We start from the raw sequence: 13,232 nt of genomic DNA, 5'->3' as shown, positions 1-13,232 counted from the left end.
AATCCGCGCCATGGTTTTCGGTTCCCGCTTAAGAAGCCAGGGGCTGGCTTTTCGCCTCGGATCTCTCGCTCTCGGTCAGGAAAGCGGCGGCGATCAGGTCGCGGGTATAGGCCTCGCGGGGACGCTCGAAGATTTCCTCCGCCGTGCCACGCTCCACCACCTTGCCGGTCTTCATGACCATGATCTCGTCCGACAATGCGCGGACGACAGCGAGGTCGTGGCTGATGAACACATAGGCCAGGCCGTGCGCCTTCTGCAGGTTGCGCAGAAGCTCCACGATTTCCTTCTGCACGGAGCGGTCGAGAGCCGAGGTCGGCTCGTCGAGCACCACCAGCTTCGGATGCAGAATCATGGCGCGGGCAATGGCGATGCGCTGACGCTGGCCGCCGGAGAACTCATGCGGGAAGCGATTGCGCCAGGCCGGATCGAGCTGCACTTCCTCGAAGGCCTGGGCAGCGCGGCGGTCGCGCTCCTTGCGGGAGATGCTCGGCTCATGGACGAGCAGTCCCTCGGTCACGATCTCGCCTGCCGTCATGCGGGGGGAGAGGGAGCCGAAAGGGTCCTGGAACACAAGCTGCAGGTGACGGCGCAGCGGACGCATTCCCGCGCGGTCGAGAGGCGCGAGATTACGGTCCTCGAAACGCACGATGCCGGTGGCCGATTGCAGCTTCAGGATAGCGCGCCCAAGGGTGGATTTTCCTGAGCCGGACTCGCCGACGACGCCGACCGTTTCGCCGGCACGCACCGTGAGGCTCACGTCATCGACGGCGCGCAGAACATGCGTGGCCTTGCCGAAGAAGTTCTTCTCGAGCGCGAAGGTTACCTGAATGTTCTTGGCGTCCAGAATGACAGGCGCGTTCGCCGCCGCCGGTTCCTTGCGGCCGCGCGGCTCGGCATCGATCAGCATCTGCGTGTAGGGATGCTTGGGAGCGGCGAAGAGGTCGGCAGTCCGTCCACTTTCCACCACCTCGCCGCGCTTCATCACGTAAGTGTGGTCCGCGAAGCGGCGCACGATGCCGAGATCGTGGGTGATGAACACGATGGACATGCCGAGGCGCTTCTGCAGGTCGCGCAGCAGCTCCAGGATCTGCGCCTGCACCGTCACGTCGAGGGCCGTTGTCGGCTCGTCGGCGATCAGCACGTCCGGATTGTTGGCAAGCGCCATGGCGATCATCACGCGTTGGCGCTGTCCGCCGGACATCTCGTGCGGATAGGCGTCGATCCGGCGCGCCGGATCGGGAATGCGCACCAGTTCCAAAAGCTCGATGGCGCGCTTGCGCGCGGCAGCCTTGCTTAAACCCCCATGGGTCATCAGCGGAAGCGCGAGCTGGTCGCCGATCCGATAAAGTGGATCGAGCGAGGTCATCGGCTCCTGGAAGATCATGGTGAGCTTCGAGCCGCGATAGGCGTTGAGCCTTTCGGGCGAGAGGCCAACCAGCTCCTGGCCGCGATACTTCACCGAGCCTTCGGCCCAGCCGTTCGAAGCAAGCAGGCCCATCACCGACATCATGGTCTGGCTCTTGCCGGAGCCGGACTCGCCCACGATGGCGACTGTCTCGCCGGGCGGGATGTCGAGATCGATGCCCTTCACCGCATGGAGAATGCCGTCGCCGGTTCGGAAACGGACGTGAAGGTTGCGGACGGAAAGAACGGATTCTGTCATGTCAGCGATCTTTCGGGTCGAGAGCATCGCGCAAGCCGTCGCCGATGAAGTTGAGGCAGAACAGGATCGCGACAAGCGTGATGGACGGATAGATCAGCATCCAGGTTGCGCCCTGAATGTTTTTGGCGCCTTCCGAAATCAGAACGCCGAGGCTGGTGTTGGGCTCCTGAACGCCGAGGCCGAGGAAGGAGAGGAAGCTCTCCAGCAGGATCACCTTCGGCACGAGCAGCGTCATGTAGACCACGACAGGACCAAGCGTGTTCGGGATCACATGGCGACGGATGATCCCTTTCGTCTCGACGCCAAGAGCTTCGGCGGCCTGCACATATTCCTGGCGCTTGATGGAGAGCGTCTGGCCGCGCACGATCCGGGCCATGTCTAGCCATTCCACGGCACCGACCGCCAAGAACATCAGGATGAAGTTGCGGCCGAAGAACACCACCAACATGATCACGAAGAAGATGAACGGCAGCGAGTAGAGGATATCGACGATACGCATCATCACGAGATCGACGCGTCCGCCGAGATAGCCCGACGTTGCGCCATAGATCACGCCGATGACGATCGCCACGAAGGTGGCGAGAAGGCCGATGGCGAGAGAGATCTGCCCTGCCTTCATGGTGCGGGTGAGAAGATCGCGCCCGTTCGTATCGGTGCCGAAGAAGAAATATTGCTGCTTCACCGGTACGTCGACGACGAGCTTGCGCCCTTCATCCTGACGCTCAACCACTTTGGCGGTGCCGAAGAGGTCGGAGCGCTCGAAATAGGCGAGCAAACGTTCATCGATGGGGCGCGTGCTCGTGCTCACGAGCGTGAGATGCACGACGCCCTTGTCGATATTGATGTTCTCGGCCTTGGCTCGCACGCGCGAGCCAATACGCTCGATGTTCGGCTCGATCTGGTCGGCTTTGGGGTAAGCCTCCATGCTCGCCGGCACCTTCACGTAATCCGGATAGACCTTGTCGAACGGATGGCCGGTGAAGAACGGTCCGAAGATGCAGGCCAGCGCAATCAGGCTCAGCACGATGATGCTGGTGAGAGCTGCCCGGTTTCGGACGAGACGGCCACGGGCTTCCGCCCAGAGGGAGCGGCCGGTGACAACCGGACCAGTCGTGGCTTCAATGGGGAGAACAGCGCCTTCAGCCATGATCCACCTCAATCGTAACGGATGCGTGGATCGATGATAGCGTAGAGGATATCGACCACGAGGTTGAAGAGCAGAACGAAGACGGCAACCACCACGACGGTGCCCATGACGAGCGTGTAGTCACGGTTGAGGGCGCCTTCCACGAAGTAGCGTCCGATGCCGGGCAGGCCGAAGATCGTTTCGACGACCACGGAGCCGGTCAGCAGAGCCGCCGCCGCAGGGCCGAGATAGGACACCACAGGCAGGGCCGCTCCGCGCAGGGCATGGGCCACGACGGTGCGCGTCGGCAGCCCCAGCGAACGCAAGGTGCGGATATGGTTCGAGCGCAGGTTCTCGATCATGGCGGCGCGGGTCATGCGCGCGACGACCGCGATCTGCGGCAGGGCCAGCACCATGACGGGGAGAATGAGGTTGCGCGGATTGCCGTCCGCCCAGCCGCCGACAGGCAGCATGGCCAAGGCAAGGCCGAACACAAGCTGGAAGATCGGGGCGACGACGAAGTTGGGAATGGTTAGACCCAGGGCGCCCAGACCGGTCACGAGATAATCGATGGAGCTGTTCTGGCGAAGCGCCGCGATCGTGCCAAGCGTGCCGCCGACGAAAATGGCGAAGGAGAGCGCCAGCGCGCCCAGCGTCATGGAGACCGGCAATCCGCGAGCGAAAAGCTCCGCGACGGTGAAGTCGCGCAGGATGAAGGAGGGGCCGAAATCGCCGCGCAGCACAGCGCCGAGATACAGCCAGTATTGCTCGATGAGTGGCTTATCGAGCTGATAAATCTTGTTGAGGTTCTCCATCACCTTCGCTTCGAGCGGACGTTCGAGATCGAACGGGCCGCCGGGCGCGAGGCGGATCAGGAAGAACGAGATCGTGACGATGATGAACAGCGTCGGGATCGCCGATAGGAAACGGCGAAAGACGAAGGAGAGCACGGCAAGCTCCTCTCGTTGAAACGCGATAACGGATAAAAGAATAGGGCGGCCTGAAGATCAGGCCGCCCCTTTCCGGCACTTTATTTTACTGCGTCTTCGAGAGGAAGCGCGTCGGATAGACGCCACGCGTGTTCAGCACGTAGCCCTGGATCTTCGGCGAGATCAGGTTGCTCTTGCCGTAGTACATGATCGGGATCCACGGCATGTCCTTCATCAGGATTGCCTCAGCCTGCTTGAAGATATCGGCACGCTTCTTGAGGTCCAGCTCCTTAGCGGCATCGTCCAGCAGCTTGTCGAACTGCGGGTTGTTGTACTTGCCGTAGTTGAAGCCCTTGTTGTCGCTCTTGACCAGGAACAGGAAGTTGTTCGGGTCCGAGTAGTCGGCGATCCAGCCATAGCGGGCCACGTCGAAGTCGCCGCCGTCACGCAGGTGAGCGAAGTGCGTCTTGCCGTCCGTGTTGATGAAGGAGGTCTCGATGCCAGCCTGCTTCCACTGCTCGGCGACAGCGATCACCGAGTTACGGTTGTTGTCCGTGGTGTTGTAACGGATCTCAACCTTCAGCGGCTTGCCAGGACCGAAACCGGCTTCCGTGAGGAGCTTCTTGGCCGCTTCCTCGCGGTCGATCGGGGACTGATCCTTGTAGGTCATGTAGGCGGGCGTGCCGTAATTGCCGAGGCCCGGGGGCATGAAGGAATAGGCGGGCTGCATGGTCTGGCCCCAGATCTGCTCGGCGATGAACTCGCGGTCGATCAGCATCGAGAGAGCCTGACGCACCTTCACGTCGCTGAAGGGAGCCTTGGAGGAGTTCACGACCAGGAACCACGAACCGAGATACGGGCCGAGCTTGACCTGCTCCTTGAAGCGCTCCTTGAGCGACTTCGTCTGGTCAGCGGGAAGCTCGTCCATGCTGTCGAGTTCGCCGGCCTCATAGCGGCGCACGGCAGCGGCGAGGTCCGGGTGCGGGATGAAGTTGACGACGTCGATCTTGACGTTCTTGGCATCCCAGTAGTTCTCGTTCTTCACGAGCTTGATGTGCGAATTCGGGGCGAACTCGGCGAGCTTGTAGGCGCCGTTCGACACCATGTTGCCCGGCTTCACGAAGTCCTTGCCGAACTTCTCGACAGAGCCCTTGTGGACCGGCTGGCTGGTTTGGTGGGTCAGCAGCTCGATGAAGTAGGGGGTCGCTGCCTCAAGGGAGATCTCGACGGTCTTGGCGTCGACTGCCTTCACGCCCAGCTCTTCAGGCTTGGCCTGACCCTTGTTGATCTTCTCGGCATTCTTGATCGGGTACAGGATGTTCGCGTATTTCGCGCCGGTCGCCGGATCCATGATGCGGCGGTAGGAATAGACGAAGTCTTCGGAGGTGATCGGGTCGCCGTTCGACCACTTCAGGCCATTGCGGAGCGTGAAGCGATAGGTCTTGCCGTCGTCGGAAATTTCCCACTTCTCGGCCTGGCCGGGAATGGCTTCGCCCTTGGCATTGTAGGCCACCAGACCTTCCAGAAGGTCACGCAGGATGTGTGCTTCCTGCACCGTCGAGGTCTTGTGGGTGTCGAGGGTCTCCGGCTCGCCGGTGTTGCCGCGATTGTAGGTGACCTGTGCCGAGGCGGCGCCCATGAGAGCGGCCGTGGCGACGGCGGCGAGCGCCGTGCGTTTAATCCAAGATGACATCGGATGCGTTCCCTTTCTGGTTTTCGTTTCCGCAGTTGGAAGATTTTTTCGGTCAGAGCCGATTGGGCAGTAACCTTGTCCTATTTGTTGAACAATCAACTGTTCATGTCCAGTACTATCCCTTCGCAACCGTATAACCTAGGGCTGGCAAGGGTCTGGGGTGTGGAGAAATCTCACGCCCCGGCGTCGAAGACGAGCCCGGCGGCCTCGATTCCACCGGCGGCGGCGATCTCGTCATTGTCCGAGGTATCCCCGGATACGCCAACCGCCCCGAGGACCTGCCCCTGGGCATTCTTGATCAATACGCCGCCCGGCACCGGGACGAGCTGCCCGCCGACCGCATGGGTCGCGGCGGCGATGAAATAGGGACGGTCGGTCGCCATCTTGTGAAGGGCGCGGGAGCCCACGCCGAGGGCGAGGGCCCCATAGGCCTTACCCATGGCGATCTCGGCGCGCTTCAGGCTAGTGCCGTCTTCCGAGAGGAGAGCCTTCATGGCGCCGCGAGCGTCATAGACGACCACTGCAAGCGGCTTGAAGGATTTCTCCCGAGCGGTTTTCAGGGCCGCTTCCGCGATGGTCTGTGCCGTCTTCAGGGTCAGTTCGGACATAATGGATCCTCCAATTGGATTTGACGGTGTGGCGCAGCAGGGCGCGGTTTTAGCGGACGGCGTTGTTGCGAACAGCCAGCCAGGATGCGACGGCCTTGCGCTCGTCCAGAGTCATCTCGGTGATGTTGTTGGGCGGCATGGCATGGGTCAGGACCGACTGGATCCGGATGAGCTCGGCATGGCGTGCGATCTCCTCCGGAGTGTCGAGGCGTACGCCTTTAGGTGCGACCGGGATGCCTTCCCATACGGGTTCGGCCGCATGGCACATGGAACAGCGGGACTGGATGGCGAGGGTGGCCTCTTCGAAGGCAGCCGCTGGCTCTGGCGTTGCCGAGGCATCCGCCATGTTGGCGTTGCCGGGCTTGCCGATGATCGAGAGCCAGATCGCGAGCACGATCGCAGCCGCGGCCACGCCCCAGGTCCACCAGGGCGAGCCCTTGCCCGCATGCTGGGAATTGAAGAAGTGCCGGATCACTGCGCCTGCGATCAGGATGCAGGCGATGATGCCGACCGCATAGCGGGACGACCATGCCAACGGATAATGGTTGGAGAGCATCAGGAAGATGACGGGCAGGGTCAGGTAGTTGTTGTGTGTCGAGCGCAGCTTCGCCTCTTTCCCGAGCTTAGGATCGGGCGAGCCGCCGGCGAGCAGGGTGGCCACCACCTTTTTCTGGTTCGGAATGATGATGAAGAACACGCTCGCCGACATCCAGGTGGCGATCATCGCGCCCGTATGCAGGAAGGCGGCGCGCCCGTTGAACACCTGCGTGAAGCCGAACGCCGCGAGCAGAATGTAGGCGAAGAGCGCGGCCCCGAGCACAACCCCGTTCCTGCCAAGGGGCGAGCGGCAGAGGCCTTCATAGACGAACCAGCTCACCACGATGGCGCCGATGCCGATGACGGGAGCCTGCCAGGGGGCAAGAGCGCGGACAGCCGGATCGATGGTGTAGAGATCCGCGTGGAGATAATAGACCCAGACAATGAGGAAGAAGCCGCTGATCCATGTGGAATAGCTCTCCCACTTGAACCAGGTCAGTTCCTTCGGCAGCTCGGGGGGCGCAACGAGATACTTCCGCATGTTGTAGAAGCCGCCGCCATGGACCTGCCATGCCTCGCCTCCGACGCCTTCAGGCAAGCCTTCCCGCTTCTTCAGACTCAAATCCAGATGGATGAAATAGAAGGAGGAGCCGATCCAGGCGATTGCCGTGATCACGTGGGTCCAACGCAGGATCTGGCTGATCCATTCGGAGATTTGCGGGTCGATCATGCAGCCCCTTAGATAATGAAGAACCCTAAGCCTAGGGCGTTGCCTAGAATTGCGGAAGGCCTCTCAAGACGCTTTTTCAACAGGAACAGGCCGTTGGGAAACCTGGACTTTCAGACGAGTTCGGCTTCGAATGGTTGACGCCGGGGCGTCGGGCCCGAAAATTCTGAGTCTTCACCCATCGTGCGAGGTTCCATGGGCCGCCTGTCCACCCACGTTCTGGATAACGTCAACGGCAAGCCCGCCAAGGGTGTCGCCATCGAGCTTTTCGCCATCGAGGGTGAGAGCCGCCGCTCGGTCGTCCGCACGATAACGAATGCGGATGGGCGCACCGATGCGCCCCTGATGGTCGGCGAGGCGTTCCGCACCGGGACTTACGAGTTGGTTTTCGAGGCAGGCGCCTACTTCAAGGCGCTTGGCACGCCGATGGCCGATCCGCCGTTTCTGGATATCGTTCCAATCCGCTTCACCATCGCAGAACCCGATGGTCATTACCATGTGCCGCTCCTCGTGACGCCCTGGAGCTACTCCACCTATCGAGGAAGCTAAATTCATGTCCGAGACCTCCTATCCCCGCGACCTCGTCGGCTACGGGCGCAACCCGCCGCATCCGCGCTGGCCGGACGATGCGCGGATCTGCGTGCAGTTCGTGATCAATTACGAAGAGGGTGGCGAGAACAACATCCTCCATGGCGACCGCGCGTCGGAGGCTTTCCTTTCCGAGATCGTGGGCGCGCAGCCCTGGCCCGGCCAGCGGCACATGAGCATGGAGTCGATCTACGAATACGGCTCCCGCGCAGGCTTCTGGCGTCTGTGGCGCATGTTCACTGAGCGCAGGATGCCGGTCACCGTTTATGGTGTCGCAACAGCTCTCATGCGTAATCCGGAAGCGGTGGACGCCATGAAGGAAGCGAATTGGGAGATCGCGAGCCATGGCCTGAAATGGATCGACTATCGCGACTTCTCCGCTGAGGAGGAGCGTGCGCATATGCGCGAGGCGATCCGCATTCACACGGAAGTCACCGGCGAACGTCCGCTCGGCTGGTACACGGGGCGCACGTCGGAACACACCAACCTCCTCGTCGCGGAGGAGGGCGGGTTTCTCTACAGCGCGGATTCCTATGCCGACGAGTTGCCTTATTGGGAGCAGCACGGCGAGCGCATGCAGCTCATCGTGCCGTATACGCTGGACGCCAACGACATGCGCTTCGCATCGCCGCAGGGGTTTAACTCCGGCGATCAGTTCTTCGCTTATCTGAAGGATTCGTTCGACACGCTCTATGCGGAAGGCGAGACCGCGCCGAAGATGCTTTCCATTGGGTTGCATTGCCGTCTCGTCGGCCGCCCCGGACGCGCTGCGGCGCTTGCGCGCTTTCTCGATTACGTGGCTTCCCACGACGATGTCTGGATCGCCCGACGGATTGACATAGCGCGCCTCTGGATGCGCTACCATCGTCCGGTAGGCTCAAAACCGAGTTCAATGAACAAGGCAATGTTCGTGGAATTGTTCGGCGATGTGTTCGAGCATTCGGCCTGGATCGCGGAGCGTGCCTATGATGCAGGCCTCACGACGGCACAGGATACGGCGGAAGGACTGCATGCCTCCATGGTGCATGTGTTGTCCGAGGCGAAACGCGAGCAGAAGCTCGCGCTCATCCGCGCGCATCCCGACCTCGCGGGGCGGTTGAAGCTTGCCGATCTCACGGCGGATTCCCGCAATGAGCAATCCTCTGCAGGTCTCGATAGCCTCACGGGAGAGGAGCGGGATCGCTTCATCGAACTCAACGATGCCTACAAGCGGAAATTCGGCTTTCCCTTCATCATGGCTGTGAAGGGCCGCACGAAGGACGAGATCATGGCGGCCTTCGAGGAAAGGCTGGAGCATGATTCTGATACGGAGTTCGATACGGCCATCGTTCAGATCGAGCTGATCGCTCTCTTGCGTCTCAAGGATCGCCTGCCGTCGCTGGCGGATGTCTTCTCGAACCTGGCTTGAGCGGAACTCACAACCTGAGCCGTGCGTCTTCACCTTGGTCGGCCGCATCTTGGCCCGTCCAGGAGGAGGAACACATGGGTCTGTTCAAATTCATCAAAGAGGCTGGCGCCAAGATCTTCGGTGGCAGCGCCAATGCTGCAACGCCCGAAAAGCTGCAGCAGGAAGTCCAAGGGCACGGCTTCGATTCAAGCAAGCTCGGGATCCAGGTCGAAGGCGACAAGGTGAAACTCTCGGGGCAAGCCACCACCCAGGAGGAAGCCGAAAAGATCATTCTGTCGCTCGGCAATACCTATGGCGTCGCCGAAGTGGACACGAGCGACCTGCAGATCGCGCAGGCTGCCGCGCCCGCAACAATGTATACGGTGCAGAAGGGCGATACGCTCTGGGAAATCGCCGAAAAACATTACGGCAAGGGCAAGGGTGCGAAGTACACGGAGATCGTCAAGGCGAATTCTCCGCCGGTAAAGGACCCCGACATGATCCAGCCAGGCTGGGTGTTGCGGATCCCGCCGCTCGCGTAAATCCGTCGATTGTCATCCTCCCTGCAAAGCCGGTATGAGTGAGGCTCTGCAGGGAGAATTTTTGCATGGGTGCACTCCAGGTCATCGATCTCGACCGCGACGATATCAAGAATGGGCTTCAGGACGGCTCGATCCTTCTGGTCGATGTCCGCGAGCCTCATGAATATGAGGCAGGACATATCCCCGGAGCCATTTCGCACCCGCTTTCAACCTTCGATCCTTCGTCCCTGCCGGAAGGCAAGCGCATCGTTTTTTCCTGCGCCGCCGGTGTCCGGTCCGTGCGTGCCATGGAATTCGCCCAGGCCGCCGGACACGACATCCGCGAGCATTACAAGGGCGGCTTCAGGGACTGGGTCTCCGCCGGTGAGCCGGTCGAGCAGGAGCGGGGATAACCCAGACTGCTCACATAGATTTGTTCTAAAGTTCAGTGCGCATCTTCAAGGAGATATGCCCTAATGGCGCTCCGGCGGGGACGGCAGGGTCTCGAACCGTTCGCCGCTCCAGAAATAGGGATGACTCTATGAAGCGTACGATTTTTGTCGCCAGCCTCTTGGCGCTGGGTGCCACCGTCGCCATCGCGCAGAGCGATGTGGTCGAGCAGCGCCAGAACCTGATGAAACAGATGGGCGCTCAAACCCGACCGATCGGTGGCATGCTGCGAGGGCAGGAGCCGTTCGACCTCGCCAAGGTCCAGGCCGGTCTCAAGGTCTTTGCCGATAATTCGGAGAAGGCGGCTTCGCTCTTCCCCGAGAATACGAAGGGTGCTCCTAAGACTGAAGCGCTTCCGACCATCTGGGAGAACAAGGCGAAGTTCGAGGGCATCTTGACCAAGTTCAACCAGGACGCCAAGACCGCCATGGCTTCGATCAAGGACGAGGCGACCTTCAAGGCCGAGATGCCGAAGGTCATGCAGAACTGCGGCGCCTGCCACAACGACTTCCGCAAGAAGAGTTAAGCCTTCGGATATCAAATGGGCGGCTTTTCAAGTCGCCCATTTTAGTTATTGCAAGCTCATTTTTCTTGCGCTGCAATAACCACACTAGCCCGATGAGTTGGTTCTGTATCCTTCAGGTTTCCTCAAGTCGTATTGGGGAGATGAATGGATTTGTTTTCAGTTGCTGAGCCGGACTTCTGTGCATGCGCATTCAGTTGGGAACTTAACTGGTGCACCACAAGCATCATTGCTGTCATCCAGAGCCCAATTTGTGAAACGTCATTCAACCGCACTGTCTGCGAGGATTATTTACCTCCAATGGGTTATTGTAACCGTAATGCTATCATCTAATTTAAGAGACGTTATATATGAGCAAGTGAGGCGTCCAAGATAATATGGAATGGAAGACCATAACTCTGCTATCGCTCGCTTTTCCACGCGGATTGCATTCTTGGGTCTTACATAACGCTTATTAATGGTAATGCCTTTGCGTGACGCTATCTCACGCCGGAACAATGGGTTTGACCATGAGCTTGGATTCGAGACCATTCCTGGAAAGAAAAGTATCAGGCTTTCTAAAGCGAGTGCGCGCCATTGCGGAACCTGTAAAGCGTGAGGTGCAATACGCGCTTCTCGTCATGCGGAACCCGAACATCTACGACTTGAAAGGCATCCGGATCCCCCTGAGAGCAACCCCGGAACTGCAGCAGGTTCGACGCAGCATGTACAAGGGTGATTACGAATGCGATGAAATCGATATTGTCAGGGACCTCATTCGTCCGGACGATGTCGTGCTCGAACTCGGGTCCGGATGTGGTGTCGTTTCGGCCTTCATCGCTCAGCAGCTCCACGACAGTGCCAATCTGCATACTTATGAAGCTAATCCGAAGCTGATCGCTTCGATCAATGCCATTGCCTCGGTCAACAGCCTCAAGCCCAACGTGACGAATGCCGCGGTCGGGATGGACCGGGGAGAGGCCGAATTTTTCGTCGACGAGGAATTCGTCTCTTCATCGCTCTACGATGATGGCGGATCGATGCGGACGAAAGCAAAAGTGCCGATTGTTGCGATGGAGGATCTCTTGGAGAAAGTTCATCCGACTTTCATCTTCTTCGATGTAGAGGGAGCCGAGAAGGACATTTTCAAAGTCCCGATCCCGCAACAGGTTCGGGCGATGTGTGGTGAGTTGCACCCGCAGATCATCGGAGACCATGCTGTGTCCCAGATCATCAGGGACATCATAGCACAGGGCTTCGACATGCTCGTCGAGTCTTCCAAAGGGCATTCCTTTGCATTCGTGAGGAGCGCTTGATCGGGGTAAAAATTCCTGATGCCGTATTGCCGGGTTCGCCTTGCCCTTCTGGCGACACTCGAATTCTGGTGCGGTCGGCTTAGAGAAGTAGGGAGCTCGCGGCATATCTCCCCTGACGGCATGAGAGACAAACTCAATCCTTCAATTCTCCGTGGACGGAAGAAATTCCGGTTGGAGCAGGGCCTAAGCAGCCTCTACCTTGCTTCCAGGAGATCTCCTCATGAAGCGTATCGTTTCTATCCTTATTATCATTGCGATCTTGGGAGGGCTGGGTTTTTGGGCGCTGACCTCGCCCATGGCCTATACGATCATTCGCAAGGGAGGGACCCGTGAGCCGGTTGCGCCGGTCGATTCCACAAGAGCACCAGATGTCGAAAAGGGGCGCGTCCTCTTCTTTGCAGGAGGCTGCACCTCCTGCCACTCAACGCCTAACCAGGATGACAAGCTGCGTCTTGGCGGCGGCTATGCCCTGAAGTCGCCCTTCGGCACGTTTCATGTTCCCAACATATCACCCCATCCGCAGGACGGCATCGGTGCTTGGAGCATCAACGATTTCATCCGGGCCATGCGGGAGGGCGTCTCTCCCGACGGGGGGCACTATTATCCGGCTTTTCCCTATGCCTCCTATCAGCGCATGAGCCGAGAGGATCTGGGCGATCTCTTCGCCTTCATGAAGACACTTCCTGCTGTCGAAGGACATGTCCCGGATCATGAGCTGCCGTTCCCCTTCAATATCCGTCGTGGCGTGGGCTTGTGGAAGCTTGCGTTCCTCGATGGGCAGGCCTTTGCACCGGATCCCTCGAAGTCCGAAAGCTGGAACAGGGGCGCTTATCTCGTGAATGGGCCAGGCCATTGCGCGGAGTGCCACAGCGAGCGCAACCTCGCGGGTGCGACCATCGACGGCAGACGCTTCGCGGGCGGGCCCGATCCGGAGGGCAGGGGCACGGTGCCGAACATCACGCCCGATCCCAGCGGTATCGGCGGCTGGACCGAGGCCGATCTCGTGACTCTGCTTACGACGGGTGAGACGCCGAATTTCGATACCGTCGGCGGGCCGATGGGCTCGGTCGTGCGCAATACGGCTCAGTTGCCGGAGGGCGACCGCAAGGCGATGGCGGAATACCTGCTCTCCCTGCCGCCCAAGGAAGGCTACAAGGCTCCGAAGCCTTGAGAGGAGCGAGGCGA

At 60.0% G+C, this 13,232-nt stretch carries 13 protein-coding genes; 7 read left to right on the top strand and 6 right to left on the bottom strand.

Annotated elements, in window-relative coordinates; translation table 11 throughout:
• Positions 1–28 precede the first annotated feature (28 nt).
• The 6 genes from MHY87_RS00980 to MHY87_RS00955 form a co-directional block, all read right to left on the bottom strand.
• Positions 29–1,663: an ABC transporter ATP-binding protein gene (locus MHY87_RS00980; protein ID WP_239348513.1), complete on the bottom strand. Its 1,635-nt coding sequence runs from the start codon at positions 1,661–1,663 to the stop codon at positions 29–31.
• A gap of 1 nt (position 1,664) precedes the next feature.
• Positions 1,665–2,810 carry an ABC transporter permease subunit gene (locus MHY87_RS00975; RefSeq protein WP_239348512.1) on the bottom strand — a complete coding sequence of 382 codons (1,146 nt, stop codon included), beginning with the start codon at positions 2,808–2,810 and terminating at the stop codon, positions 1,665–1,667.
• 8 nt (positions 2,811–2,818) lie between these two features.
• Positions 2,819–3,739 carry an ABC transporter permease subunit gene (locus tag MHY87_RS00970; RefSeq protein WP_239348511.1) on the bottom strand — a complete coding sequence of 307 codons (921 nt, stop codon included), beginning with the start codon at positions 3,737–3,739 and terminating at the stop codon, positions 2,819–2,821.
• Between the two features lie 85 nt (positions 3,740–3,824).
• Positions 3,825–5,411: a peptide ABC transporter substrate-binding protein gene (locus MHY87_RS00965; protein WP_239348510.1), complete on the bottom strand. Its 1,587-nt coding sequence runs from the start codon at positions 5,409–5,411 to the stop codon at positions 3,825–3,827.
• 173 nt (positions 5,412–5,584) lie between these two features.
• A complete protein-coding gene (locus MHY87_RS00960; RefSeq protein ID WP_239348509.1) occupies positions 5,585–6,019 on the bottom strand; it encodes a heme-binding protein in 435 nt (144 codons plus the stop codon).
• A gap of 49 nt (positions 6,020–6,068) precedes the next feature.
• Complete coding sequence (locus tag MHY87_RS00955) at positions 6,069–7,286, bottom strand: urate hydroxylase PuuD (protein WP_239348508.1); 1,218 nt, start codon at positions 7,284–7,286, stop codon at positions 6,069–6,071.
• Between the two features lie 192 nt (positions 7,287–7,478).
• On the opposite strand from MHY87_RS00955, the gene uraH reads away from it, so the two are divergent.
• From uraH to MHY87_RS00920, 7 genes are all read left to right on the top strand, one after another.
• A complete protein-coding gene (gene uraH / locus MHY87_RS00950; RefSeq protein WP_239348507.1) occupies positions 7,479–7,832 on the top strand; it encodes a hydroxyisourate hydrolase in 354 nt (117 codons plus the stop codon).
• Between the two features lie 4 nt (positions 7,833–7,836).
• Positions 7,837–9,279, top strand: coding sequence for an allantoinase PuuE (gene puuE, locus MHY87_RS00945; protein WP_239348506.1), 1,443 nt, complete (start codon positions 7,837–7,839; stop codon positions 9,277–9,279).
• 74 nt (positions 9,280–9,353) lie between these two features.
• The gene (gene lysM, locus MHY87_RS00940; protein ID WP_239348505.1) at positions 9,354–9,800 is read left to right on the top strand and encodes a peptidoglycan-binding protein LysM; all 447 of its coding nucleotides are present in this window, start codon (positions 9,354–9,356) and stop codon (positions 9,798–9,800) included.
• Between the two features lie 65 nt (positions 9,801–9,865).
• Entirely contained in the window at positions 9,866–10,192 is a 327-nt protein-coding gene (locus MHY87_RS00935) for a rhodanese-like domain-containing protein (RefSeq protein WP_239348504.1), read from the top strand.
• Positions 10,193–10,320: 128 nt separating this feature from the next.
• Positions 10,321–10,755: a cytochrome c gene (locus tag MHY87_RS00930; RefSeq protein ID WP_239348503.1), complete on the top strand. Its 435-nt coding sequence runs from the start codon at positions 10,321–10,323 to the stop codon at positions 10,753–10,755.
• 563 nt (positions 10,756–11,318) lie between these two features.
• The gene (locus tag MHY87_RS00925; protein WP_239348502.1) at positions 11,319–12,047 is read left to right on the top strand and encodes an FkbM family methyltransferase; all 729 of its coding nucleotides are present in this window, start codon (positions 11,319–11,321) and stop codon (positions 12,045–12,047) included.
• Between the two features lie 220 nt (positions 12,048–12,267).
• A complete protein-coding gene (locus tag MHY87_RS00920) occupies positions 12,268–13,218 on the top strand; it encodes a cytochrome c (protein ID WP_239348501.1) in 951 nt (316 codons plus the stop codon).
• Positions 13,219–13,232: the final 14 nt, after the last annotated feature.

It is taken from the genome of Microvirga sp. ACRRW (assembly GCF_022346925.1).
Lineage (GTDB): Bacteria > Pseudomonadota > Alphaproteobacteria > Rhizobiales > Beijerinckiaceae > Microvirga.
The sequence above is the reverse complement of the archived record's forward strand: the minus strand, read 5'-3'. Positions and strand labels throughout refer to the sequence as shown.

Coding starts and splice junctions, on each gene's coding strand:
- MHY87_RS00980 (WP_239348513.1), bottom strand. CDS start 1,663: ATGACAGAATCCGTTCTTTCCGTCCGCAACCTTCACGTCCGTTTCCGA.
- MHY87_RS00975 (WP_239348512.1), bottom strand. CDS start 2,810: ATGGCTGAAGGCGCTGTTCTCCCCATTGAAGCCACGACTGGTCCGGTT.
- MHY87_RS00965 (WP_239348510.1), bottom strand. CDS start 5,411: ATGTCATCTTGGATTAAACGCACGGCGCTCGCCGCCGTCGCCACGGCC.
- MHY87_RS00960 (WP_239348509.1), bottom strand. CDS start 6,019: ATGTCCGAACTGACCCTGAAGACGGCACAGACCATCGCGGAAGCGGCC.
- MHY87_RS00955 (WP_239348508.1), bottom strand. CDS start 7,286: ATGATCGACCCGCAAATCTCCGAATGGATCAGCCAGATCCTGCGTTGG.
- uraH (WP_239348507.1), top strand. CDS start 7,479: ATGGGCCGCCTGTCCACCCACGTTCTGGATAACGTCAACGGCAAGCCC.
- puuE (WP_239348506.1), top strand. CDS start 7,837: ATGTCCGAGACCTCCTATCCCCGCGACCTCGTCGGCTACGGGCGCAAC.
- lysM (WP_239348505.1), top strand. CDS start 9,354: ATGGGTCTGTTCAAATTCATCAAAGAGGCTGGCGCCAAGATCTTCGGT.
- MHY87_RS00935 (WP_239348504.1), top strand. CDS start 9,866: ATGGGTGCACTCCAGGTCATCGATCTCGACCGCGACGATATCAAGAAT.
- MHY87_RS00930 (WP_239348503.1), top strand. CDS start 10,321: ATGAAGCGTACGATTTTTGTCGCCAGCCTCTTGGCGCTGGGTGCCACC.
- MHY87_RS00920 (WP_239348501.1), top strand. CDS start 12,268: ATGAAGCGTATCGTTTCTATCCTTATTATCATTGCGATCTTGGGAGGG.